Here is a 23,328-nt window from a genome sequence, read left to right on the forward strand (position 1 = left end):
TATTTAGGGAGATTAGTGTAGGTTCTTGAAGCTAGTTTAGTTTTAGCAGATATCTTAGTTTATGATCTAGTGAGGATATACCAAGAGATGGATTCTTATCTTTGTTTATTATACACAGTAATGCTCCATGAACAGAAAATACCTTTACCTTATTTTAATTGCAATCACCACTGTTGGTCTTTACTATCTAGAAGACTACGTAAATAAGAAAACGGAAGATTATCCTAGTTTTGATAAGGAAGATGCTCCTATGGCCTTGAATGGTGCCTTCAGCGATATGCTGCCTTCAAGCAATGGTGAGATTGTAGCACACGTGCACTACACCTTAAGTTACAGAGAAGAATATGAGCAAGCAGAATGGGTGGCTTATGAGCTCTTAGAAAAGCACTTGACAAAGGATTATTTGGAACGGCCATACTTTATACAAGATAGAGACGTAAAGACAGAATCTGCAGATTGGCGTAATTACAAAAACTCTGGCTATGATAGAGGACATTTATGCCCTGCCGCAGATCGTAAGTTTACATATGATGCGTTTCATGAAACATTTTTAACTAGTAATATAAGTCCGCAAGACCACAGTTTTAATACTGGTTTATGGAACAGTCTAGAACAGAAAGCACGTTATTGGGCCGGACGGTATGACGATGTATATGTAATCACTGGCGGTATATTAAAAGACGGTCTTCCCTCAATAGGCAGTGAACGAGTAGCAGTTCCTGAAGAATTTTATAAAATTATTTTTGATAAACGCGGTGGTGATTATAGAGCCATTGCTTTTATAATGCCTAATGGAAAAACCTCAGGCTCTTTTTATAACTACATGGTTTCTATAGATGAGATTGAGCAAAAAACGGGTATTGACTTTTTCCCAGCATTGCCAGATGCTATTGAAAATGGACTGGAACGTGCAGATGATGTTCAACGATGGTGGAAGTGATATAGATTCATCTTCGTCTTCAATTTCAAGCCGACTAAGTGTAGTAATAATTCCCACTATCCAACCGCACGAAAATAAATAATAAAATAGTAAATCCCCATAATCCAGATCCGCCGTAACTAAAAAACGGGAGCGGTATTCCAACCGTTGGGAATATTCCCGTTACCATCCCGATATTCACAAAGAAGTGAAAGAATAGGATAGCCGCAACGCTATAGCCGTATACTCGAGCGAATTGTGATTTCTGTCGCTCCGCTAAGACGAGTACTCTTATGATCAGCGCAACGAATAATAGTACCACGAGCATCGATCCCACAAAACCCCATTCTTCGCCTACCGTACTAAATATGTAGTCTGTATGTTGTTCAGGAACAAAGTTTCCTTTGGTCTGTGTACCATCGGTCCAGCCTTTTCCTAACCAGCCTCCGCTGCCTATGGCAATCTCGCTCTGGTTGGTGTTATATCCTATTCCTTTAGCATCTACTTCCTTTCCAAGAACAATATTAAAACGATCACGGTGCCGCTGTTCAAATACATTGTTAAAAATATAATTCACCGAAAAGGCAAAAGCGACACAGGCAAAAATTACGGTAAAATATTTTACTTTATTGGGGCGAAGTTTTCGATTATAGAAGAGAAGTCCTAGACCAACGAGTAACGCGAATCCTGCAATCCAATGCACTCCTATAGCCAACGTCCCGACAAAAAGTACAGATGCAAAAAGACCAAGTAACAAATAAACATAATGCATACCTTCTCTGTACAATGGAAAAACAAAAGCCGCATAAATTAATGCACTCCCTGGATCTGGTTGCGGGACAATAAAAAGAGCCGGTAGTGCAATGATTAAAAAAGCGCGTAATTGATCTTTGAACAGCGCCATGTTTGTCTGTATGTCACTCACGTATTTTGCTATGGCAAGTGCTGTAGCTGCTTTTGCAAATTCGCTAGGTTGCAAACTCACAGGGCCAAATGAATACCAAGATGTAGCGCCATTAATGTTTTTTCCTAGAACGAATAATCCCAACAAGGCGACCAAAGTAACAATGTAAATGATACTCCCAAACCGCTCATAAAACTTGACATCGATAGCAAGTATAAAAACAATAAGCACAAGGCTTAAAACAATCCACATCAGTTGTTTTGTGTAGATATTTCCTAAGTCAAAAAAGGTTTCTACATTATCCACATAGGAAGCAGAATAAATATTAAACCAACCAATACTTACCAAAGCCAAAAACAGCAAAATGATAACCCAGTCAAAACGTGATGCAGTTACACTACTCATTATTGATTAATTAAAAAGGGAATGCCGCTATGCGGCTTAGCATATTCTTCTTCTAAACTTCCGTTTAATACGTAGGTTTCTAAATCTGTTCTAGTAATAGATCCTTTAAGATATTTTTCTATCATTAAACTAGCAATTTTCCCGGCCCATCTAGATCCCCAATACCCATTTTCTACAAATACGGCTATCGCAATCTGAGGGTTATCCTTAGGGGCAAAGGCGACAAAGGTAGAGTGATCCGTAAGTTTTGTAGTGACACCATCTATTCTAGTGTAATTCTCAGCTGTACCTGTCTTTCCGCAAATATCGATACCGGGTACTTGCAAGTATTTTGCTGTTCCTTCATTGTATACGTCAAATAATCCTTGAATTACAGGTTCAAAAAATTCAGGTTTAATGGTTGTGTAGTTTTTCTTGTAATAGTCACCTGGTATGCTATCCTTATTGTCTATCTGCTTTATAACATGGGGTTTAATATACCAGCCTTTATTTGCAATTGCGGCTGTAAAGTTAGCCATCTGCATCGGTGTCATCAAGACCTCTCCTTGCCCTATAGAATTTGAAATAGTAGCAGGCGCATACCACTTATATTTTGGGTAGCGATAATAGCGATTGTAATAATCAGCATCTGGTATTAGGCCTTTGCGACCACTTGGCATATCATGACCCGTGTAGGCTCCAAGTCCAAAACTCGTTAAATGCTTGTTCCAAGAATTAATACCTTTTTGGGGAGTGTCAAATTTTTCAATGGTGCGTCTATAAACAGTCGCAAAGTAGCTATTGCATGATTGGGCAATCCCACCTACCATAGCTAATGGGCTTTTGTGGTGGTGGCATCCTAATGGCTTTTTACCACCATAGCGATACGAGCCTGCACAATAAATACGTTCTTGTGAAGTAATCACATTTTCTTGTAGACCAATGAGTGCCGTAAGGGCTTTAAAGGGAGAGCCAGGTGGATACTCACCAGACAAGCCGCGGTCAAATAGTGGTCGCGAAATAGAGTCGTAAAACATCCTGCTAAAATTTTTAGAGCGGTCTCGTCCCACTAACAACTTAGGGTCGTAATAAGGTGCTGTGATCAAGGCAAGAATTTCACCGGTTTTAGGCTCGATAGCCACAATCCCGCCTCGCTTATTGACAAAAAGTTCTTCCCCGTATTTCTGTAGCGCAGCATCTATGGCGAGCCTAATGTCATTTCCTCGTTTGGGTAGGGTGTCAAAATCACCACCTTCATAAGGGCCGATGTCTCGATTAAAGCGGTCTTTTTGTATATACTTTACTCCTTTCACACCTCGCAACTCTTCCTCATAGGCTTTCTCAATGCCTTGGATTCCGATTATCTCACCTATTTGGTAATAAGGTTTATCCTTCAAAATACGTTCATCCACTTCTCTAATATAACCTAACACGTTTGCAGAATGATTTACTTGATAATCACGTAAAGATTGTTTCCGAATATAAAACCCTTCATATTTTCGCATCTTTTCAGACAGGTAGGCATATTCACCTTTAGTAAGTTGCGGGACAACGGTGTAAGGAAGTCTAGGGGAGTAGGTTCTGGCTTTCGCCAAAATATTCTCAAATTTCTCCCTTGGCATTTTTAAAAGTTTACAAAATTCTAGGGTGTCTAGATTCTTCACTTCTCTTGGGATCACCATTACATCATAGGAAGGCTGGTTTGAAACCAACAATTTGTCATTACGATCAAAAATATACCCTCGTTGCGGGTAATCATACATCACTTTATACGCATTGCTTTCTGAAAGTGCTTGGAAAGAAGTATTATAAACTTGTAAATAGAACAGCCTCCCGGTAAAAACAAGACCGGTAATCAAAACAACGATAAGGAGTAAAAATTTTCTCACGAAGGTTTTTTATGCTGAAATAGTAGTGGAACGCTTAACGTTTCCGACCCCAAAGTATCAAGACGCTAAAGATTAAAATTATACTGAATATACTAGAAAACAAGGTCGATTTTAAAGCTAAGAGTATATGCGATATGTTAAATGTTTCTAATAAAAATAATACCAAGTGATGTAAGATCACCACGGCCGAAATGTATAGCAGGCGCTCATTTGTAGCAACCTTATTCAGTTTTATAACATTATACTCGTAGCTTATGCCAAAGGAAAATTTTAAAATAGCTGGGCGTATGTAGGCGATAAAAACGGTTGCTGCTGCGTGCACACCTCCAGTATCACTGAAAATATCTATGGTGAGTCCTAAGAAAAAACCTAAAAATATAAGCAGTGTCTTATTACCCGTAAACGGAAACAACATCACAAATAAAATATAGAGATAGGGATTTATGTAGCCTAAAAAGTTGATGTGATTTAGCACTAAAACTTGCAATAGCGCGAGCCCGATAAACCGGATGATATTTTGAAAAACCTCACTGTTCTGCATCTTGCGTCGCTTGTTCTAGTTGTAAAATCTCTCTCGCTTGTGTGTTTGTGATGAGGTAGACCTGTTTAAGATTTGTCATATCGTTAAAGAGCTGCACATCTACTATGTAACTGTCATCTTGTGTCAACTCAAAATCTATGATAGTGCCAATTAAAACCCCTCCTGGAAAAATAGTAGATCTTCCGCCAGTCACAATAGTATCGCCCAAGACCAGCGGAGCGAGTCGCGGTATTTGTTTTAATTGCACCACATTAGGATTCTTTGTGTTCCAGGCAAGCGTACCAAAGTGATTGGTCTTTTTTAATTTGGCATTAATCTCACTATTAGTGTTTAAAATAGACTGCACGGTCGCAAAACCCTTAGACATATTGTTCACAATCCCCACTAATCCTTGAGAAGTAATAACGCCTTGGTCCACCTTCACACTATCACGTGCGCCTTTATTAATCGTGATACTGTTTTTTGTATTGCCGTAATTGTTATTGATCACTTTTGCCGCCATAAAAAAGTAAGGCGCATCTTTAATGGTAGTGTCTAGTGTTGTTTCTGAAATGTTCAGAAGCATTGTAACTTGGCTTCTTAAATAAGTATTCTCCTCGGTAAGTTTTTGGTTTTGGGTATCGAGACCAAAATAATCTGAAACCGACGAACGAGCGCTATACGCCCCGCCACTCATAAAGTTTGCCGAGTTAACAAAAGAGCTCGCGTGATAAGAGTTTGACTGAATCGTAAACGAAAGAGCAATTAAAAAAAGGACAAAAAACAACAGGAAATTTTTATTTCGGATGAAAAAAAATATAATTTGCTGCATGAATGAGCATGGTTGTTATGTGATTCACATTTCCGAAGAAATGAGTATAATCATTTTCTTATTTAATAAGTATGCTCTTAAACTTGGGTAGGTTTTTTAAACAAATACCTGTACCTCGTACTACCGCTCTCAAAGGATCTTCTGCGATATATACTGGAAGGTCTGTTTTTTGAGAAAGACGCTTGTCAAGCCCGCGTAACATGGAGCCTCCACCGGCCATATAAATACCTGTATTGTAAATATCTGCAGCGAGTTCCGGAGGCGTCTGTGATAAAGTCTCCATCACAGCATCCTCGATTCGTAAAATAGATTTGTCAAGTGCTTTTGCGATTTCTCTATACGAAGTCTGTACTTGTTTAGGCTTTCCAGTAAGTAAGTCACGTCCTTGTACGGCCATGTCCTCTGGTGGTAATTCCAGATCTTCTGTTGCAGCACCTATTTGTATTTTAATTTTTTCTGCAGTACGTTCTCCTACGTATAGGTTATGCTGCGTACGCATATAGTAGATGATATCGTTTGTAAATACATCACCTGCAATCTTAACAGACTTGTCACAGACGATTCCTCCAAGAGCGATCACAGCGATTTCTGTAGTTCCTCCTCCTATGTCTACAACCATATTTCCTTTAGGCTGCATAATGTCAATACCAATACCGATGGCTGCTGCCATAGGCTCATGTATTAAATAAACTTCTTTACCATTTACGCGTTCAGCACTTTCTTTTACCGCTCGCATTTCTACCTCTGTGATACCAGAAGGGATACAGATAACCATTCTTAGCGATGGTGTAATCCATTTTTTCTTAAGTGCCGGAATATCTTTGATGAACATATTGATCATCTTTTCACTCGCGTCAAAATCTGCAATCACACCGTCCTTAAGCGGTCTAATGGTTTTAATATTTTCATGTGTTTTACCCTGCATCAAGGCAGCTTCCCTTCCTACAGCAATAATTTTTCCTGTAGTACGGTTACGAGCAACGATCGATGGAGAATCTACAACTACTTTGTCATTGTGAATGATGAGTGTATTTGCAGTCCCTAGGTCAATTGCGATTTCTTCTGTAAGAAAGTCAAAAAATCCCATAAGCTTATTGGTAGTGAATTAATTTAAAATTGCTAAAAATGATCCTACAACAAATATATTAAAAATATTAATGTTTAAAGTGACGTGTACCGGTAAATACCATCGCAAGATTATGTGCATTACAGTAATCTATGCTTAATTGATCTTTTATCGATCCTCCTGGCTGTATCACTGCCTTAATACCTGCATTGTCTGCAATTTCTACACAGTCTGGAAATGGGAAAAATGCATCGCTCGCCATCACAGCTCCATCTAGATTAAAATCAAAACTTTGTGCTTTGTGAATGGCTTGTGTTAAAGCATCAACTCTAGAAGTTTGTCCCGTTCCGCTAGCACATAGTTGCTTATCCTTTGCAAGCACTATCGTGTTAGACTTTGTATGCTTGCAAATTTTTGAGGCAAACATCAAATCTTCTAGCTGATAATCACTTGGTTTATTGCGGGTTGCGTGCGTTAATTTATCAATGCTATCTGTAATACCATCTTTATCTTGAACAAGCGTTCCGTTAAGACAGGTTCTTACCGATGTTGTTGGCATTTTAATTTCCTTCTGTATCAATAAAATGCGGTTTTTCTTCCCCTTTAATATTTCTGTAGCAGTACTAGAGAATGAAGGCGCAATCACCACCTCACAAAATAGTTTGTGAATTTCGTTTGCAGTGGGTTCATCTATTTCTGTGTTACAGATTAAAACCCCGCCAAAGGCAGAAACAGGATCTCCCGCTAGCGCATCTGTGTATGCTTGGTGTAAGGTGTCGCGTTGGGCAATACCACAAGCATTGTTGTGTTTTAAGATGGCAAACGTAGGTTTCTCACCTGCAAATTCGCCCATCAGGTTAACTGCTGCATCTACATCTAAAAGGTTATTGTAGCTTAATTCTTTTCCGTGGAGCTTATCAAAAATAGCGTCAAAATCTCCGAAGAAAAATCCGCGTTGATGAGGATTTTCTCCATAGCGAAGTACTTTACCGTTTCCTTCACTAATTTTTAAAGCTGGTATATTACGATCACTATTGAAATAATTAAAAATCGCTGTATCGTAATGTGAAGAAACATTAAAAGCTTTTGCAGCAAAATTCTTTCTGTCTGCTTGCGAAAAGCTGCCGTCGTTTTCTGAAAGCAATTCTAAAAACTCGTTATAATCTTCCATAGAAGAAACACAAATGGTGTCTTTAAAGTTTTTAGCTGCAGCACGGATTAGTGAAATTCCGCCAATATCTATTTTTTCAATGATTTCTTGTTCTGGAGCTCCAGAGGCAACCGTGTTTTCAAAAGGGTATAAATCTACAATGACGATATCTAACTGCGGGATGTTAAATTTCCCCATTTCACGAACATCGTTCTCATTATCTTGACGATTTAAAATACCTCCAAAAACTTTAGGGTGCAAGGTCTTAACACGACCTCCTAAAATGGATGGATAGTCTGTTACGTCTTCTACAGGAATCACTTTGATGCCCATGTCTGTAATAAATTTTTCTGTTCCACCAGTGGAGTAGATCATTACGCCTAGTGCGTCAAGTTTTTTAACAATAGGGCCTAAGCCGTCTTTATGGAAAACAGAAATGAGTGCAGATGATACTTTTTTACGATCGCTCATGATAATTTTGAAGGGTATAAGGTTCTGAAATTAAAGGTGCAAAAATACATAATCATCACACATTTATGTAACATTTGTTAATAGAAAGCGTCCTACTTTTTGTCTGAATTTATTATTTTACTTTTAAAGGAAGATAGAAAATCCAAATTCACTAAGTTTTAGTGATAATTAATTTGTTGATAGACAAATTTCAACATTTTAAGCATTGAGATTTTGCAAGTAGCGATTTCAATAAAAAGAACCAGTTAAAAACGGAACCAACGAACTATGTTCATCTATTTAAGAGTACTCAAAGAGAGTTTTAATTTTGCGATCAACGCGCTTAGGAATAATAAGTTGCGTACTTTTTTATCCTTAGTTGGTGTGACCATTGGTATCTTTTCTATTATCGCCATATTAGCCGCCGTAGATTCACTTAAAAAAGAAATTGAGGGGAGTATTAGTTCGCTGGATACAAGTACAATGATTATCACTCGTTTTTCTTTTGGACCAACGGAGGTTCCAAGATGGAAATGGCAACAGTTTCCGAATGTTAATTATGAAGAATACCAATTAATAAAGAGAAGTGTAAATAATATTGAGGCAGTGGCTTATGCTACTAATGTGCCTAACACAACTGTCAAGTATGAAGGTAATACCGTTAGTGATGTTAATTTTGTAGCGATTACATATGAGCATTACGATATAGAATCTTTACAGATAGAAGAAGGTAGGTATTACAACGAATCTGAATCTAATAGTGGCTCACAAGTAGTAGTTGTAGGTTATGAAGTGGCGACGGAGCTATTTGGAACACCAACTGCCGCAATAGGAAAAAAAGTGAGAATGTATGGTAGAAAATTTACCGTCATAGGTACCCTAGAAAAAGAGGGGAGTGGTCTAGGAGGAGACTCAAAAGATACTTGGGTTCTGTTTCCAGCAAATGCGGCACGTAAAATTTTTGGTGATAGTAAAACCAATGGGTTTCAGAGAATTATTGTAAAGCCAGAAAAAGGAGCTGATGAAGTAGAGTTGATGGCTGTAATAACTCAGAAACTCAGAGTATCACGTGGATTAAAGACGGATGATATTGACACCTTCTTTATCAATCAGTTAAAGGGGCTTGTAGAATTTATAGACAACATTACTGGCACAATGAATCTTGTTGGTCTTATGATAAGCGGCTTCTCATTGCTGGTCGGTGGTTTTGGTATTGCAAATATTATGTTTGTAAGTGTAAAAGAAAGGACCAATCTAATAGGAATTCAAAAATCACTAGGCGCAAAACGACGTTTTATTTTACTTCAATTTTTATTTGAAGCTGTTGTGTTAGCTGTCTTTGGTGGTCTTATAGGGATGTTTTTTGTGTGGCTATTAGCCCAAGGAGCAAATTGGTATTTAGATGATTTTGACTTTGTACTCTCTGGTTGGAATATGTTTATAGGTACTTCTGTTTCTATAGCTATTGGTCTCATAGCAGGTATTTTGCCAGCCATATCAGCTTCAAAATTGGATCCTGTAGAGGCAATTAGAACGGGGATGTAATTGCAGCGGAGCTGGGGAAAATCAAAACAGGAAATCTCAATTCATAAAATTATTAATTTGAATTGAGATTTCCTATTTTTTGAGGTTTACTACTCTTATTAGAGGATTGAGGCTACCTCGGCATTCATCCATTCTAAAAAGACTTCGTCTTCTTTTGTAAATGGATCTTTGGTGCTCGAATCAATATCAATTTGTCCTATGTTCTTCCCATCTTTAAAAAGTGGCACTACTATTTCTGCTTTGACCGAAATACTACAAGCAATATAATTGTCTTGTGCTTTGACGTCTGGTACGACAAAGTTTTCATTAGAGACAGCTACTTGACCGCAAATGCCTTTGCCAAAAGGAATCACCGTATGGTCTGTTGCTTCACCGGCATAGGCCTGAAGATGGAGCGTGCGTGCTTCGTGATTGGCAAAATAAAAACCTACCCAATCATAATAGGCAACACTATCTTTTAATACTTCACATATTTTGGTTAATCGTGAAACAGTACTTTCTGATGAATCTTTTATAATAGAAGTAACTTTAGGCTTTAGGTTTATAAGTGACATAGGTTGTGCTTTTGATTTGGTTCACAAAAGTATTTCATTCCCTCAATTCTTCCCAACGAGAATTACAGTATTTTTGTTAAAATCACTATTTGCTGCGTTTGTGAAAAATCTTTTTAAGAAGTACCTGCCTGTGATACGATTCCTGCTCCTTTTTTTAGGAACCTACGGTGTTTTAACGGCTTTATATATAGTGTATGTATCCTTATCTCAAGGTGCAGACAATACACCAGATTTTATAACACAACTAGTCTCTGTGCAAGCCGAGTCTGTATTAGCGGTTTTAGGTTATGAGCCGTCATTGAAGGTGGATCCTCGATTGCCTATGATGCGTATCATACTACTTGATACCTATGTGGGTAATATAAATGAAGGCTGTAATGCTATGAGTGTGATGATTCTCTTTGTGTCATTTATTGTCGCATTTGCTCAAAAATTAAAAAAAACCTTGCGCTATATACTAGGAGGACTTGCGCTTATTTACGCCACAAATATTATACGAATCGTTATATTAAGCATAGCACTTTATCAATGTCCAGAAAGTAGCGATTTTTTACACGACATTGTTTTTCCGGGAATCATCTATGGGATGGTTTTCCTGTTATGGCTTTTTTGGGTTCGTGCAATTTCTAAAGCAACAGATGAAGAAAGCATTTAACATCATACTAGTTATACTGCTTTTTGCAATGCTGGCGGCTGTTCGGCAGTATCAAGATGCTTTGTTTTATGATCCATTAATTAACTTTTTTAAATTAAGTTTTGCCTCTTTACCCTTACCAGACCTTTTGGCGCCAAAATTTTACGCGCATCTTACCTTTCGCTTTTTCTTAAACACCTTATTATCGCTGGGCATACTTTGGTTTTTATTTAAAAAATGGGAAATCATTAAAATTTCGGCACTAATATATCTATTGTTTTTTGCCGCATTAATGGGGCTCATGGCTTTGACTATGCACATTTCTGATGTAGGGAATTACCAGTTTCTATTTTACGTTCGCCGTTTTATTATCCAACCCTTATTGGTACTGCTTCTCATTCCGGCTTTTTATTTCATTAGAAGATAGCAGTATTTTTGTATCATTGTACTCTAAATTAAACGTCATGAGAATTTTAAAAATTTCGGTTTTAATTGCCCTTGCGCTTACATTATCTTTCTGCGGAAATGATAAAAAAACGAACGATCCTTCTAGCGATGCTATTTCAGAAACAAAAGCGGATGAGCTTATTAATCTAGAAAACGAAGATCTAGAATTAATAGAAATAGATGGAAGTGAAGTAGACGAAACCTATCCTGAACCCGCAGTAACAGCTAAGTTTAAGAATGATAAAATAGCTAGTGTGTACAAGGAGTACAGCAAATTGCAGAATGCATTTGTAAATAGCGACCCAAAGATCGCAGCTAAACAGGCGTCAACTTTAATGAAAGCTATGGAAGCGGTGGGTGTAGATGCCTCCATTATAGCAAATGTGAATGAGATTTATAATTCTAATGATATAGAATTACAAAGAGAACAGTTTGTTCCTGTAACGAAAGAAGTAGAAAAATTGCTTGCAAATGCCCTAGACAGTGGTGCAATATATAAAATGTATTGTCCTATGGCATTTAATAATACTGGTGCTTATTGGTTAAGTAGTGATAAGCAAGTCCAGAACCCTTACTTTGGCGACAAGATGATGCGTTGTGGTCGTGTAGATAATGCCATTGAATAAAGAATATTTTTAGCGTAACTTTGCCATAGTGAAACAGATTATTTCTATCATATTATCAATTTTCCTTTTAGTGAGTAGCACGGGTATTACCTATGCGCAACACTATTGTGGTGAGTTTATGATGATGGAAAAACTTACGTTTAGCGAAGCGCAATTAAGTTGCGGGATGGCAATGGTTGATGATGCTTGCGGCGATGAGAATGAAGAGGGTCACGATTGTTGTGCGGACCAGTATACAACTATTTCTACGGATGATAATTTTGCGCACGCAACATATGATTTTGTTCTAAACGATACCTTTGTTGCTGGGTTCATTTCTGTTTTTGTACTTGAGCAAGTCTTAAGTAGTAAGCAAGAACTATTACAATACTCTGAGTATAATCCACCTCCTGTTTTAAAGAACATCCAGGTTCTTTACGAGACTTTCCTTATTTGATTTGATGATTATCAGCATCCCTTTTGCTGAAATTTTATAGACCCAACACTGGGCATTTAAAGTTTAATTCATCTTATTAAATAATATTCATGACACATACATATTCTGTTCAAGGAATGACCTGCAATGGTTGCAGAACTTCTGTAGAACAAAAACTAAATAGTATTTCTGGTCTTACTAAAGCGACGGTAGACCTAGCTTCTGAAACTGCCAAGATCACAATGGAGCATCATATAGACCTGGCTACATTACAAGCGTCTTTGCCTGAAAAGTTTAGCATTTCAGAAATAGCACCTCAGGTAGTCACTTTAGAAACGTCAACTATTTTTGATTCCCCATCCCAAGAAAACAAGTTATCAAAACTTCGACAGTTAAAACCTTTGTTTCTCATCTTTGGGTTTATAGTGGTTCTGGTAACGGCAAAAAATTATGGCGCTTGGACAATGGACGCGATGATGCTCGATTTTATGGGTGCGTTCTTTTTGATTTTTAGTCTCTTTAAGTTTTTTGATCTTAAAGGGTTTGCACAATCATTTGGGATGTATGATCCATTAGCAAAAGTGATTCCTGTGTATGGGAAAATATACCCTTTTATTGAAGTTGCTTTGGGTGTGCTGTTTTTAGCACGAATAGAAATCCCTATCGTGCTTGTGATCACAATTCTTGTTTTGGCAATTACCACCATTGGCGTGACGCTCTCGCTATTAAGTAAAAAGACAATCCAGTGCGCCTGTTTGGGTACGGTATTAAAACTGCCAATGACCCAAGCAACTTTTATCGAAAACGCCATTATGATTGTAATGGCTATTAGTCTTATTATTAAGTACAGCCTACTATGAGATATATTCAAATCGTAGTTTTGTTCGTCCCATTCTGGCTTTTCTCCCAAGAAAAAGTAGCGGGCATTGTCCTTGAAGTTTTTGAAGGAAAAGAAGTGCCACTCGCTGGCGCAAACGTATTCTGGCTCGACAGTCAGATAGGAGCTGTGACAGACTTTAAAGGGCTGTTCGAGATTCCATATTCTGAAGCATATGATCAATTGGTTTTTAGTTTTGTTGGGTATAAAACAGATACCATTAAAATTATGGAACCTAGAAAAGTAAGAAAGGTGCTAGCATCAACCGCAACACTAGATGAGGTGACAATTCGCTCTCGTAGAAAAGCAACCTCTAGGTCGTATTTACAATCGCAAAATATGATTAATGTAAGTAGTGCGGAGTTGTTAAAAGCTGCCTGTTGTAACTTGTCTGAAAGTTTTGAAACCAATCCTTCCATCGATGTGAACTTTGCAGATGCGGTAACAGGATCTAAGCAAATAAGAATGCTAGGACTGACTACGCCCTATACCTTAATTACTACAGAAAATATTCCTACCATAAGAGGTGCGTCTCAAGCTTATGGCTTGACGTTCATCCCAGGGACTTGGGTTGAGAGTATTCAAATAACAAAAGGAGCAGGAAGTGTAGTCAATGGATTTGAAAGTATTGCAGGTCAAATTAACACGGAGCTCGTAAAGCCATCGACAGATGATCGTGTTTTTGTAAACACTTATGGCGCGGCTAACGGTAGATTAGAATGGAACACACACCTCAATACAAAAGTTTCAGAAAAGTGGAATACCGGCTTGTATGTACACGGCAATTATAGAGGAGAAAAGAACGATAGAAACGAAGATGGCTTTCTTGATACTCCTTTAATGGAACAAATAAACCTAATGAACCGCTGGCAATACCTCGATACTGAAAAGGGCTTTGTAAGCTTTTTAAATCTTAATTATTTAAAGGACGATAAACAAATAGGGCAAACAGCATTCAACCCAGCTACAGATCGTGGTGGCGCTAATAACTGGGGTGGTGAGATAGACACCGAGCGCTATGGTTTGAGTTTTAAATTGGGTTATGTGTTTCCAGAAATCCCTTATCAAAGTATGGGACTTCAAGTGGCTTATAGTAATCACGATCAAGAAGCTTATTTTGGATTACGTAATTACAACATCCAACATCAAAGTGGTTATGTAAATGCGATCTTCAACTCTATTATAAGTGATTCTAGGCATACGTATAAAACAGGTTTAAATGCTACTTTTGATGATTATCAAGAGTTAGTAGAGACTATGGAGTACGATAGAACAGAGCAATCTGTTGGTGCCTTTTTTGAATATTCTTTTGATGACTTAGAAGACTTTACAATGACAGCGGGACTGCGATTAGATACGCATAATCTCTTAGGCACATTTGCAACACCAAGAATCCACGCAAGGTATACGCCGTGGGATAAGGCAGCCTTTAGGGTTTCTGCGGGTAGAGGAAAAAGAAGTGCAAACATTTTTGCAGAAAACCAATCGCTATTTTCAACCTCTAGAACTATTTTCATTAATGATCAAGGCGGTGCTGTTTACGGCTTAAGCCCAGAAATCGCTTGGAATTACGGGGTGAGCTTATTGCAAGGTTTTAACTTGTTTGATAGAAAAGGAGACATCACTTTAGATTATTATAGAACAGATTTTCAAAACCAAGTGGTGGTAGACTGGGAAGATGTAAATCAAGTGCGTTTCTATAATTTGGAAAATGGAAGTACAGCAGATAGTTTTCAGATAGAATTAAACTATAGTCCATTTGAGTATTTTGATTTCCGTACGGCATATAAGTTTTATGATGTGAAGACTGACTATGCAGGCGGAACGAGAGAAAAACCTTTGACGCCGAATCACAGAATTTTTGCTAATGTGGGCTATGAAACACTTGTCCGTAATAATTCACAATGGAAGTTTGATCTTACTTATAATTGGCTGGGCTCGCAGCGCTATGCATCAACGCAAGGGAATGCGTCTGAATATAGGTTGCCAGAGCGCACCCCTTCTTTCGGGACTTTTACCGCGCAAATTACCAAGGTGTTCAGTGCGCGTTTTGAACTCTATGCAGGAGCAGAAAATTTCACAGATGTAACACAAGGCAATCCAATTCTTGATGCGGAAAATCCTTTTGGTTCAAATTTTGATACTACCTTTGTGTACGGCCCAATATTTGGAAGTAACTATTATGCTGGGTTGAGATATAAGATTCCAGTACGTTCTGATAACTAAAATAAATAAATTTTTAAACCGAAATATTATAATATGAAAAATCTAATAGTAATGATACTCGTAGCTTTTGTTGGTTTTACAGCAACCGCGCAAGATAAAAATACAAGAGCCAGTTTAGAAGTAGAGGGAGTCTGTGGTATGTGTAAAGCACGTATTGAAAAGGCATCTATCAAAACCAAAGGGGTGAAATCTGCCGTTTGGAATGTAGAGACGAAACAGTTAAATTTAATTTATGATGCTGGTAAGACAGATGTAAACGCGATCAGTACAAACGTAGCGGCCGTAGGTCACGACACAAAGGAGATTAAAGCAACAGAAGAACAGTATAACAGCGTTCACGCTTGTTGTCTGTATCGTGATGAAGAGGTGAAGAAGGATCACCAGAATTAAAAGAATCTAATTAATTAGTGAAAGCCATCGTACGTTCGATGGCTTTTTTTTTTGTGTCTACAATTCAGCTATTAATTTTAGTTAAATTATAGCCAACGGAAATACAACAAACCATTTTCCGAATTACATTTACTATGTTCTAAAAACAATTTTATTATGGCAACAAAGTCAAACGGAAAACCTCAAGCAAAGCCAGCTCCTAAAAAAGCTACTGCTGCAAAGGCTTCTCAGACTGCTTCTAAAAAGAAGTAATTTGAGCTCAGGTTTTAGCTAGCTAAAACCGCAACTGTTAGTCATTAGATGACAATACAGTATTACAACAAACTATAAGAAAACCACCTTTAATAGGGTGGTTTTTGTATTTTTATAAAATGATATTAAAACCTAAAATACTTTTATACATTATCACGGCAGTTGTGCTCATTGCGGCCTTAGTATGGGAATACTATATGCAACAATGGTTAAGTTATCAGCCAGAAGGTGGTGATGAAGTTATGCGCGTAGACTTATTTGTGATATGGCCAGTAGTAATAACACTGGTGTCTTTATCTATATTCCGATTATTCTTTGATAAACGAGAATAGCTTAATACCACTATTGAAATAAAAAAATGCCTCCCAAACTGGAAGGCATTTTTTTTTATAACCAAAGCCCGCAGGCCCTGTGGAGCCGAAGCCTACATCATTCCTGGCATCCCTCCGCCCATAGGGGCCATAGGAGTATCTTCTTTGATGTCTATTAATGCACACTCAGTCGTCAAGATCATTCCGGCAACTGAAGCTGCATTTTCTAGTGCAATTCTAGTTACTTTTTTAGGATCAATAATTCCTGCTTTTATCATGTCTACGTATGTTTCGCTTTTAGCATCGTATCCGAAGTGTTTTTTACCTTCTGCTACTTTACTAATCACTACACTTCCTTCGCCACCAGCATTCTCTACAATGGTGCGTAAAGGCGCTTCAATAGCTCTTGCTACGATTTGAACACCGGTAGTTTCATCCATATTGTCCGTTGTGATTTTGCTTAATACGGCTTTAGCACGCACTAGGGCAACGCCACCACCGGCGACAATACCTTCTTCTACTGCAGCTCTCGTTGCGTGAAGTGCATCATCTACACGATCTTTCTTTTCTTTCATCTCTACTTCTGAAGCAGCACCAACATACAATACAGCTACTCCTCCAGCTAACTTAGCCAGTCTTTCTTGTAACTTCTCTTTATCGTAGTCGCTCGTTGTTGTTTCAATTTGAGATTTAATTTGACCTACCCTCGTCTGAATGTCACTTTTCTTCCCAGCACCATTTACAATAGTCGTGTTGTCTTTGTCTATTGTTACTGTTTCTGCAGTACCAAGCATTTCTATAGTTGCATTCTCTAGTGTGAATCCTCTTTCTTCAGAAATAACGGTTCCTCCAGTAAGTACTGCTATGTCCTCTAGCATTGCTTTTCTACGATCTCCAAAACCTGGTGCTTTTACAGCAGCAATTTTTAAAGAACCTCTAAGCTTGTTTACTACTAATGTAGCTAAGGCTTCACCATCTAGATCTTCAGCAACTATCAATAGTGCTTTTCCTTGTTGAGCCACTGGCTCAAGAATAGGAAGTAAATCTTTCATTGAAGAAATCTTCTTATCACATAAAAGGATCATTGGGTTTTCAAGTTCGGTAGTCATCTTTTCGCTATTTGTAACGAAATAAGGAGACAAGAAACCTCTATCAAACTGCATACCTTCTACAACATCTACATAGGTATCTGTTCCTTTAGCTTCTTCAACAGTGATTACTCCTTCTTTACCAACTTTACCAAAAGCTTTAGCAATTAAATCACCAATCTGCTCATCGTTATTTGAAGAAATAGCCGCGACTTGTTTGATCTTATCACTATCGTTTCCTACTTTAATTGCCTGCTTTTCAAGGTCTTTTACAATCGCAGCAACAGCTTTGTCGATACCTCTTTTAAGATCCATAGGGTTTGCACCTGCAGCAACATTTTTTAAACCTTCTTTTACAATTGCTTGTGCGAGTACGGTTGCAGTAGTAGTACCGTCACCTGCAAGATCATTGGTTTTACTTGCTACTTCTTTTACCATTTGTGCGCCCATATTCTCGAGTGGGTCTTCTAGCTCAATCTCTTTTGCTACCGTCACACCATCTTTGGTTACTTGCGGTGCGCCAAATGATTTACTGATAATTACATTACGTCCCTTTGGGCCTAATGTTACTTTTACTGCATTTGCTAATGCATCAACACCGCGCTTTATCCCGTCGCGTGCTTCTAAGTCAAATTTTATATCTTTTGCCATATCAAACTTTTAATTTTGTCATTCCCTAACTTCGGCTATGCTGAGCATAGACTATACTGGGAAGATTTGTTATTTTTTTTTGAGCAATTATCTTTAGATAATTGCAAGTATGTCTTCCTCACGCATTATGAGATAATCAGTACCCTCTAATTTAAGCTCGGTTCCAGAATACTTACCATATAAAACAGTATCTCCTACTTTAACGGTCATTTTGTAATCTTCTTTACCTTTACCAACAGCGGCTACTTTGCCTTGTTGAGGTTTTTCTTTTGCACTGTCTGGTATATATAATCCAGATGCCGTTTTAGTTTCTGCCGCTTGTGGCTCCACAACTACCCTGTCTGAAAGAGGTTGAATTTTTAAACTCATTTTTTATGTTATTTATATTTCCGCAGTAATTGGAAACTTGATTAATAATTACTGCTATTAACTAGACAGAAAGTATGCCAACGCTTACAAACTGTCAATTTAAACTTTTTGCACATAAAAAATGCCAGCTTGTCATAAGCTGGCATTTGATATGTTATGTAAAACGAATCTTAATTAGTCGCTCCGTCAGTATCTGTTGTTGGAGGTAACGCTTGATCAGTTGGAGGAAGTACATTGTCAATCGCGTCTTGGTCAAGTGCACGAGAATCACTATTGTTTTCTCCTGTTCCTAATAAGGGGATGTTAGAAAGCAAGATTAATGCAATTAAGATAATAGACAAAGTCCAAGTACTCTTATCAAGGAAATCTGTGGTCTTCTTGACACCACCTAATTGCTGCGTTCCACCGCCACCAAAAGAAGAAGATAATCCGCCTCCCTTGGGGTTTTGCACCATTATAACTATTACTAGCAAAAATGCTACAAAAATGATCAAAATTAAAAATATTGTAAACGTACTCATTGCTTTTATTTTTTAACTAAATTTTTTACTGCTCGAATTTGGTCTGCAAAGAAACCACTTTTTTCGGGATATTTCAACATTAATATATTATAAGCTTGTATGGCCTTGTCATATTTTTTTTGTTGTAAATATACCTTTGCTAAAGTCTCTGTCATCAAGGCTTTTGGGCTTCCACTATCTGCAATTGCTAACTGTGGGAAAGGCTCGTTTTTTGCTTTTGGAACAATTTTAGGTTGCTCTTTTATAAATTTTTCTATCTGTTGAAACTTTCTGGCCTTCATGGAGACCTCTTTTGCTCGCGTTTCGGATGCTTTTTTTACTTCAGAAATGTGCTTATCAGCTTCGATTTCCTCTTTTATAATAGGGGCTACTTGCGATAGTTTTAACCATTCTGTAAATGAATGGGTGTCTTCTTTCGTGAAGGGGATAGGCGCGTTTTCTTCAATCGCAATAGCTTCTTCTGTAGCAAGTTCTTCACGACTTATAATTTCCGAAGGGTCACTTGCGTTTCCTAAGATCGTAAGTACCGCTTCCTTTTTCTTTTCAAAAAGATGAGGGTCTAAGATTGCATTTGCCTTTTTAAGTTCTTGTTTCATCTCACGGTCGAGGGCAAGACTCACTTCTTCAGATACATCTTGATGATCTACGTCAATCTCATTCCATTGGGCTTCATGCGCCATAATCGCTTGCGAAATCTGATCTTGAATAAAGGCGGTAGATGTAATATATGAAAATAATACATCTCGGTCTGTCGTGTATGCGGCGGTTTTCTTTAGCGCATCATTATATAAAAAACTGTTTTCTTTTTTAAAGGCTTTTAATTGTAAAGCACGCGCAGATTGAAAATAGGGATATTTGTCCAACACGAGTGCAAGATCACTTAAATGCTCCTTGTCTATCTCCTGTGGGTTTGCCAATAGGTATGTGTACGTTTCTTTATTCACAACTTACCATTTTGCGAGTGATTTATTAAAAATATCTTGTGTGATGCGTTCAAAAATTTCGTCGAGTGCCGAGTCTAATGATGAGCCTATGAGTTGCGTAGTTCCTGGATAATCAAAGTAAAAAGAAAAGCGTTGCTCAAAGTCGTTGTCAGGTATTTTAGTGTCATAAAACCGAATATTGACGCCTACGGTGAGCCGGTTTTGGGCCGCTGTACTTTGTGAAGTTGCTGTAATAGGGGCAGTGTAGAATTCTACAATTTCGCCTTCATATAACAAATCGCCGTTATTCGTGACAAGATCTAAACTTGTTTGGTTAAGCAAGAGGTCTTGCAACTTTAAAGTAAAATCACGATCAATACCAGGCTGCACATTTGCTGCATTATTCTGAAAATAATTTACCTGAAATGTCTTTATGTCTGGGCCTATGTTCGCGCCAGAAAATGAGTAAGCTCCGCAGCCGTTTAGTACTAAGAATAAGCAAAAGGTAAAACTAATGATCGCTATGTGTCGCAGTTTTTGTTTCATATAAATTACAACAGCTAAATTACAAATTATATTGTTTAATCTTTCTATAAAGTGTGCGTTCACTTATCCCAAGTTCATCTGCGGCGTCTTTTCGCTTTCCTTTATATTTTTCGAGCGATTTTTTAATGAGTTCAAGCTCCTTCTCGTGCAAGGATAAATTTTCTTCTTCTTCAATCTCTTCGGCAAAATCATACTTGCTGGATTTCTGTTCTGGTGTTTCTGAAATATTAAGTACCTCCACATCTGAGTTGTCATCAGAATAATCGTCTTCCACAATCGCAGCTAATTGTTCTTCGTGGTCGTGCTCCTTGGAGTATATTTTATTAATCAAAGTAGAGTTTTCTTCTTTTACTTCCGAAGAATTAGTAGAGTTCATTAACTCCATCGTAAGCTTTTTAAGATCGTTCACATCCCGTTGCATGTCAAACATAACTTTGTAAAGAATCTCTCGCTCGTTACTAAAATCACTTTGAGATTTCTTTGAACCAATGACTGCTGGTAAATTACTGCCCATGTTTGGCAAGTAGTGCTTGAGTGTTTTATAGTCAATACTTCTTTCTGTTTCTAGTACAGAAATCTGTTCTGCCACATTACGCAATTGTCTTATGTTTCCACTCCATCTATATTGAAGTAATAAGCTAATGGCTTGCTCTTCTAATCTAACAGTTGGCATCTTGTATTTCTGAGCAAAGTCTGAGGCAAATTTTCTAAATAACAAATGAATGTCTTCACTTCGTTCTCTTAGTGGGGGTAAATTAATGTCTACCGTGCTCAGTCTATAATAAAGGTCTTCTCTAAATTTCCCTTTTTCTATTGCCTCTACAATCTTCACGTTTGTGGCCGCAACAATGCGTACGTTGGTTTTTTGAAGGCTGGACGAGCCCACTTTTAAAAATTCGCCATTCTCCAACACACGTAATAAACGCACTTGAGTAGGCAAGGGCAATTCTCCTACTTCATCAAGAAAAATGGTACCACCATCTGCTACCTCAAAATAACCATTACGAGTAGAAGTAGCTCCCGTAAATGCTCCTTTTTCGTGACCAAAAAGCTCACTATCTATCGTCCCTTCTGGAATTGCTCCACAGTTTACCGCAATATATTTATGGTGCTTCCTATGTGATAAAGCATGTATGATTTTAGGAATACTTTCTTTACCCACACCGCTTTCTCCTGTCACCAATACAGAGATGTCTGTTGGCGCTACTTGGATTGCTTTTTCTACGGCACGATTGAGCTTAGGGTCATTCCCAATAATACCAAATCGTTGTTTTGTTGCTTGTATACTTTCCATATGTATTTCCCGTATTAGCGGGAATCTAAGCTTTAAGTTAGCGGTGCTTTTCCATTGTGGAACTACACTAAATTCTAAATATGTACTGGCTTCCTAGCGGGGTCTAGGAAACGGCCTCTCCTATTAACGTTGCACTGGTGCAACTGTTTATCTTTACCTGTACAAAGTCACCTGGTTTGTAATCTCCTTTTGGGAATACTGCTACGATGCTTTGTTCATTACGACCACTCCATTGGTCTGGGTTTTTCTTTGATTCTTTTTCTACGAGTATTTCAGTTATTTTGCCTATAAATTGTTGTGTTCTGTACGCTCCATTCTTTCTTTGCTGATCTACCACTTCAGATAATCTTCTTTTCTTGGTTACTTCTGGGATGTCATCTTCAAATTTGCGAGCCGCCATTGTTCCTGGTCTTTCAGAATACTTATACATATAACCAAAAGCAAATTTCACTTGCTCCATTAAAGCTAAGGTATCTTGATGATCTTCTTCTGTTTCTGAAGGAAAACCTATAATCATATCTTGTGAAATACTTGCTTCCGGAATAATTTCCCACATTCTGTTGACCAGTGTTAGATATTCTTCTACGCTGTGCTGGCGGTTCATTTCTTTTAAAATGCGATTGCTTCCACTTTGCACGGGTAAGTGCACGTGCTTGCAAATGTTCTTGTGCTTTGCCATTACATGAAAAACGTCTTCGGTCATATCCTGCGGATTTGAGGTAGAAAAGCGAATTCTCATTTCCGGTTGTGCCGTGGCAACAAGTTCTAGTAATTGTGAAAAGGAAGTAGCAGTAGCTTTTTCCATTTCGGAAGCAGATTTGAAATCTTTTTTGAGTCCGCCGCCATACCATAAATAACTATCTACATTTTGCCCTAGCAGTGTTACTTCTTTATACCCGTTAGTGGCAAGATCATTTATTTCTTTAAGAATACTCTTTGGGTCACGGCTACGTTCGCGCCCTCTTGTAAAAGGAACCACGCAAAAGGTGCACATATTATCACAGCCTCTAGTAATACTTACAAGAGCGTTTATACCATTTGTGTTTAAACGTACAGGAGAAATGTCTCCATAGGTTTCGTCTTTAGATAGCACTACGTTAACCGCATCATTGCCAGCTTCAACTTCAGCTAAAAGATTAGGGAGGTCTTTGTAGGCGTCTGGTCCAACGACCATATCTACAATTTTTTCTTCATCCAAGAATTTTTCTTTCAAGCGTTCTGCCATGCAGCCTAGAACACCCACTTTCATTTTTGGGTTGATATCGCGTTTTACAGCGTTATATTTTTCGAGACGCTTGCGTACCGTTTGTTCTGCCTTGTCTCTTATGGAACAGGTGTTTACTAGAACAAGATCTGCTTCTTCCAGTATTTGGGTCGTATTAAAACCTTGTTCGCTAAGTATGGATGCTACGATTTCGCTATCGCTAAAGTTCATAGCACAACCGTAACTCTCAATAAAGAGTTTACGTGTGTTTTTCTGCTTAGGAGCTAGTTCTAGGGCATTGCCTTGTACTTTTTCATCGATTGTTTTTTCCATAGCGGTAA

At 38.0% G+C, this 23,328-nt stretch carries 24 protein-coding genes; 10 read left to right on the forward strand and 14 right to left on the reverse strand.

The features are described 5' to 3' along the window. The first annotated feature begins 127 nt into the window (after nt 1-127). Nucleotides 128-940 carry a DNA/RNA non-specific endonuclease gene (locus ABXT71_RS06105; protein ID WP_415372956.1) on the forward strand — a complete coding sequence of 271 codons (813 nt, stop codon included), beginning with the start codon at nt 128-130 and terminating at the stop codon, nt 938-940. A gap of 34 nt (nt 941-974) precedes the next feature. Here ABXT71_RS06105 and rodA read toward each other — a convergent pair whose 3' ends face one another. The 6 genes from rodA to purH form a co-directional block, all read right to left on the reverse strand. Beyond that, on the reverse strand, nt 975-2,228 hold the full coding sequence (rodA, locus tag ABXT71_RS06110) for a rod shape-determining protein RodA (protein WP_415372957.1): 1,254 nt from the start codon (nt 2,226-2,228) through the stop codon (nt 975-977). Further along, a complete protein-coding gene (mrdA, locus tag ABXT71_RS06115) occupies nt 2,228-4,096 on the reverse strand; it encodes a penicillin-binding protein 2 (protein WP_415372958.1) in 1,869 nt (622 codons plus the stop codon). The genes rodA and mrdA overlap by 1 nt, the downstream gene beginning before the upstream one ends. A 34-nt stretch (nt 4,097-4,130) precedes the next feature. After that, nucleotides 4,131-4,637, reverse strand: coding sequence for a rod shape-determining protein MreD (locus ABXT71_RS06120; protein ID WP_415372959.1), 507 nt, complete (start codon nt 4,635-4,637; stop codon nt 4,131-4,133). Further along, nucleotides 4,624-5,448 (reverse strand): rod shape-determining protein MreC, encoded by an 825-nt coding sequence (mreC, locus tag ABXT71_RS06125; protein WP_415372960.1) that lies wholly within the window; start codon nt 5,446-5,448, stop codon nt 4,624-4,626. Before mreC ends, ABXT71_RS06120 begins: the two co-directional genes overlap by 14 nt. A 58-nt stretch (nt 5,449-5,506) precedes the next feature. After that, nucleotides 5,507-6,535 carry a rod shape-determining protein gene (locus tag ABXT71_RS06130; protein WP_415372961.1) on the reverse strand — a complete coding sequence of 343 codons (1,029 nt, stop codon included), beginning with the start codon at nt 6,533-6,535 and terminating at the stop codon, nt 5,507-5,509. Nucleotides 6,536-6,602: 67 nt separating this feature from the next. Further along, nucleotides 6,603-8,135, reverse strand: coding sequence for a bifunctional phosphoribosylaminoimidazolecarboxamide formyltransferase/IMP cyclohydrolase (gene purH / locus ABXT71_RS06135; RefSeq protein ID WP_415372962.1), 1,533 nt, complete (start codon nt 8,133-8,135; stop codon nt 6,603-6,605). Between the two features lie 267 nt (nt 8,136-8,402). On the opposite strand from purH, the gene ABXT71_RS06140 reads away from it, so the two are divergent. Continuing rightward, nucleotides 8,403-9,659, forward strand: a complete 1,257-nt coding sequence (locus ABXT71_RS06140) for an ABC transporter permease (protein ID WP_415372963.1) — start codon at nt 8,403-8,405, stop codon at nt 9,657-9,659. 98 nt (nt 9,660-9,757) lie between these two features. On the opposite strand, the gene ABXT71_RS06145 is transcribed toward ABXT71_RS06140, so the two are convergent. Continuing rightward, the gene (locus ABXT71_RS06145; protein WP_415372964.1) at nt 9,758-10,213 is read right to left on the reverse strand and encodes a GAF domain-containing protein; all 456 of its coding nucleotides are present in this window, start codon (nt 10,211-10,213) and stop codon (nt 9,758-9,760) included. A 73-nt stretch (nt 10,214-10,286) separates the two neighbouring features. Between ABXT71_RS06145 and xrtF the strand changes: the two genes are divergently transcribed. The 8 genes from xrtF to ABXT71_RS06185 all read left to right on the forward strand — a co-directional run bounded on the left by xrtF (nt 10,287) and on the right by ABXT71_RS06185 (nt 16,412). Then, on the forward strand, nt 10,287-10,868 hold the full coding sequence (xrtF, locus tag ABXT71_RS06150) for an exosortase family protein XrtF (RefSeq protein ID WP_415372965.1): 582 nt from the start codon (nt 10,287-10,289) through the stop codon (nt 10,866-10,868). Beyond that, nucleotides 10,852-11,274, forward strand: a complete 423-nt coding sequence (locus tag ABXT71_RS06155) for an exosortase F system-associated membrane protein (RefSeq protein ID WP_415372966.1) — start codon at nt 10,852-10,854, stop codon at nt 11,272-11,274. The genes xrtF and ABXT71_RS06155 overlap by 17 nt, the downstream gene beginning before the upstream one ends. 37 nt (nt 11,275-11,311) lie before the next feature. Next, entirely contained in the window at nt 11,312-11,920 is a 609-nt protein-coding gene (locus tag ABXT71_RS06160; protein WP_415372967.1) for a DUF3347 domain-containing protein, read from the forward strand. A 28-nt stretch (nt 11,921-11,948) separates the two neighbouring features. Further along, nucleotides 11,949-12,356: an HYC_CC_PP family protein gene (locus ABXT71_RS06165; RefSeq protein ID WP_415372968.1), complete on the forward strand. Its 408-nt coding sequence runs from the start codon at nt 11,949-11,951 to the stop codon at nt 12,354-12,356. An 89-nt stretch (nt 12,357-12,445) separates the two neighbouring features. Continuing rightward, entirely contained in the window at nt 12,446-13,195 is a 750-nt protein-coding gene (locus tag ABXT71_RS06170) for a heavy-metal-associated domain-containing protein (RefSeq protein WP_415372969.1), read from the forward strand. Next, nucleotides 13,192-15,438 carry a TonB-dependent receptor gene (locus tag ABXT71_RS06175; RefSeq protein ID WP_415372970.1) on the forward strand — a complete coding sequence of 749 codons (2,247 nt, stop codon included), beginning with the start codon at nt 13,192-13,194 and terminating at the stop codon, nt 15,436-15,438. Before ABXT71_RS06170 ends, ABXT71_RS06175 begins: the two co-directional genes overlap by 4 nt. 33 nt (nt 15,439-15,471) lie before the next feature. After that, nucleotides 15,472-15,828, forward strand: coding sequence for a heavy-metal-associated domain-containing protein (locus tag ABXT71_RS06180; RefSeq protein ID WP_415372971.1), 357 nt, complete (start codon nt 15,472-15,474; stop codon nt 15,826-15,828). Between the two features lie 371 nt (nt 15,829-16,199). Next, on the forward strand, nt 16,200-16,412 hold the full coding sequence (locus ABXT71_RS06185) for a hypothetical protein (RefSeq protein WP_415372972.1): 213 nt from the start codon (nt 16,200-16,202) through the stop codon (nt 16,410-16,412). A gap of 92 nt (nt 16,413-16,504) precedes the next feature. On the opposite strand, the gene groL is transcribed toward ABXT71_RS06185, so the two are convergent. The 7 genes from groL to miaB all read right to left on the reverse strand — a co-directional run bounded on the left by groL (nt 16,505) and on the right by miaB (nt 23,320). Continuing rightward, nucleotides 16,505-18,130, reverse strand: a complete 1,626-nt coding sequence (groL, locus tag ABXT71_RS06190; RefSeq protein WP_415372973.1) for a chaperonin GroEL — start codon at nt 18,128-18,130, stop codon at nt 16,505-16,507. A 93-nt stretch (nt 18,131-18,223) separates the two neighbouring features. Next, the gene (locus ABXT71_RS06195) at nt 18,224-18,499 is read right to left on the reverse strand and encodes a co-chaperone GroES (protein WP_415372974.1); all 276 of its coding nucleotides are present in this window, start codon (nt 18,497-18,499) and stop codon (nt 18,224-18,226) included. A gap of 170 nt (nt 18,500-18,669) precedes the next feature. Continuing rightward, nucleotides 18,670-19,020 carry a preprotein translocase subunit SecG gene (secG, locus tag ABXT71_RS06200; protein WP_415372975.1) on the reverse strand — a complete coding sequence of 117 codons (351 nt, stop codon included), beginning with the start codon at nt 19,018-19,020 and terminating at the stop codon, nt 18,670-18,672. 5 nt (nt 19,021-19,025) lie between these two features. Next, nucleotides 19,026-19,964, reverse strand: coding sequence for a hypothetical protein (locus ABXT71_RS06205; protein ID WP_415372976.1), 939 nt, complete (start codon nt 19,962-19,964; stop codon nt 19,026-19,028). Nucleotides 19,965-19,967: 3 nt separating this feature from the next. Then, the gene (gene lptE / locus ABXT71_RS06210; RefSeq protein ID WP_415372977.1) at nt 19,968-20,489 is read right to left on the reverse strand and encodes an LPS assembly lipoprotein LptE; all 522 of its coding nucleotides are present in this window, start codon (nt 20,487-20,489) and stop codon (nt 19,968-19,970) included. A gap of 19 nt (nt 20,490-20,508) precedes the next feature. Continuing rightward, nucleotides 20,509-21,783: a sigma-54 interaction domain-containing protein gene (locus tag ABXT71_RS06215; protein WP_415372978.1), complete on the reverse strand. Its 1,275-nt coding sequence runs from the start codon at nt 21,781-21,783 to the stop codon at nt 20,509-20,511. Nucleotides 21,784-21,886: 103 nt separating this feature from the next. Then, complete coding sequence (gene miaB, locus ABXT71_RS06220) at nt 21,887-23,320, reverse strand: tRNA (N6-isopentenyl adenosine(37)-C2)-methylthiotransferase MiaB (RefSeq protein ID WP_415372979.1); 1,434 nt, start codon at nt 23,318-23,320, stop codon at nt 21,887-21,889. Nucleotides 23,321-23,328: the final 8 nt, after the last annotated feature.

This window comes from Patiriisocius sp. Uisw_047, assembly GCF_047730165.1.
Lineage (GTDB): Bacteria > Bacteroidota > Bacteroidia > Flavobacteriales > Flavobacteriaceae > Patiriisocius.

Coding starts and splice junctions, on each gene's coding strand:
- ABXT71_RS06105 (WP_415372956.1), top strand. CDS start 128: ATGAACAGAAAATACCTTTACCTTATTTTAATTGCAATCACCACTGTT.
- rodA (WP_415372957.1), bottom strand. CDS start 2,228: ATGAGTAGTGTAACTGCATCACGTTTTGACTGGGTTATCATTTTGCTG.
- ABXT71_RS06120 (WP_415372959.1), bottom strand. CDS start 4,637: ATGCAGAACAGTGAGGTTTTTCAAAATATCATCCGGTTTATCGGGCTC.
- mreC (WP_415372960.1), bottom strand. CDS start 5,448: ATGCAGCAAATTATATTTTTTTTCATCCGAAATAAAAATTTCCTGTTG.
- ABXT71_RS06130 (WP_415372961.1), bottom strand. CDS start 6,535: ATGGGATTTTTTGACTTTCTTACAGAAGAAATCGCAATTGACCTAGGG.
- purH (WP_415372962.1), bottom strand. CDS start 8,135: ATGAGCGATCGTAAAAAAGTATCATCTGCACTCATTTCTGTTTTCCAT.
- ABXT71_RS06140 (WP_415372963.1), top strand. CDS start 8,403: ATGTTCATCTATTTAAGAGTACTCAAAGAGAGTTTTAATTTTGCGATC.
- ABXT71_RS06145 (WP_415372964.1), bottom strand. CDS start 10,213: ATGTCACTTATAAACCTAAAGCCTAAAGTTACTTCTATTATAAAAGAT.
- ABXT71_RS06155 (WP_415372966.1), top strand. CDS start 10,852: ATGAAGAAAGCATTTAACATCATACTAGTTATACTGCTTTTTGCAATG.
- ABXT71_RS06160 (WP_415372967.1), top strand. CDS start 11,312: ATGAGAATTTTAAAAATTTCGGTTTTAATTGCCCTTGCGCTTACATTA.
- ABXT71_RS06170 (WP_415372969.1), top strand. CDS start 12,446: ATGACACATACATATTCTGTTCAAGGAATGACCTGCAATGGTTGCAGA.
- ABXT71_RS06175 (WP_415372970.1), top strand. CDS start 13,192: ATGAGATATATTCAAATCGTAGTTTTGTTCGTCCCATTCTGGCTTTTC.
- ABXT71_RS06180 (WP_415372971.1), top strand. CDS start 15,472: ATGAAAAATCTAATAGTAATGATACTCGTAGCTTTTGTTGGTTTTACA.
- ABXT71_RS06185 (WP_415372972.1), top strand. CDS start 16,200: ATGATATTAAAACCTAAAATACTTTTATACATTATCACGGCAGTTGTG.
- groL (WP_415372973.1), bottom strand. CDS start 18,130: ATGGCAAAAGATATAAAATTTGACTTAGAAGCACGCGACGGGATAAAG.
- ABXT71_RS06195 (WP_415372974.1), bottom strand. CDS start 18,499: ATGAGTTTAAAAATTCAACCTCTTTCAGACAGGGTAGTTGTGGAGCCA.
- secG (WP_415372975.1), bottom strand. CDS start 19,020: ATGAGTACGTTTACAATATTTTTAATTTTGATCATTTTTGTAGCATTT.
- lptE (WP_415372977.1), bottom strand. CDS start 20,489: ATGAAACAAAAACTGCGACACATAGCGATCATTAGTTTTACCTTTTGC.
- ABXT71_RS06215 (WP_415372978.1), bottom strand. CDS start 21,783: ATGGAAAGTATACAAGCAACAAAACAACGATTTGGTATTATTGGGAAT.
- miaB (WP_415372979.1), bottom strand. CDS start 23,320: ATGGAAAAAACAATCGATGAAAAAGTACAAGGCAATGCCCTAGAACTA.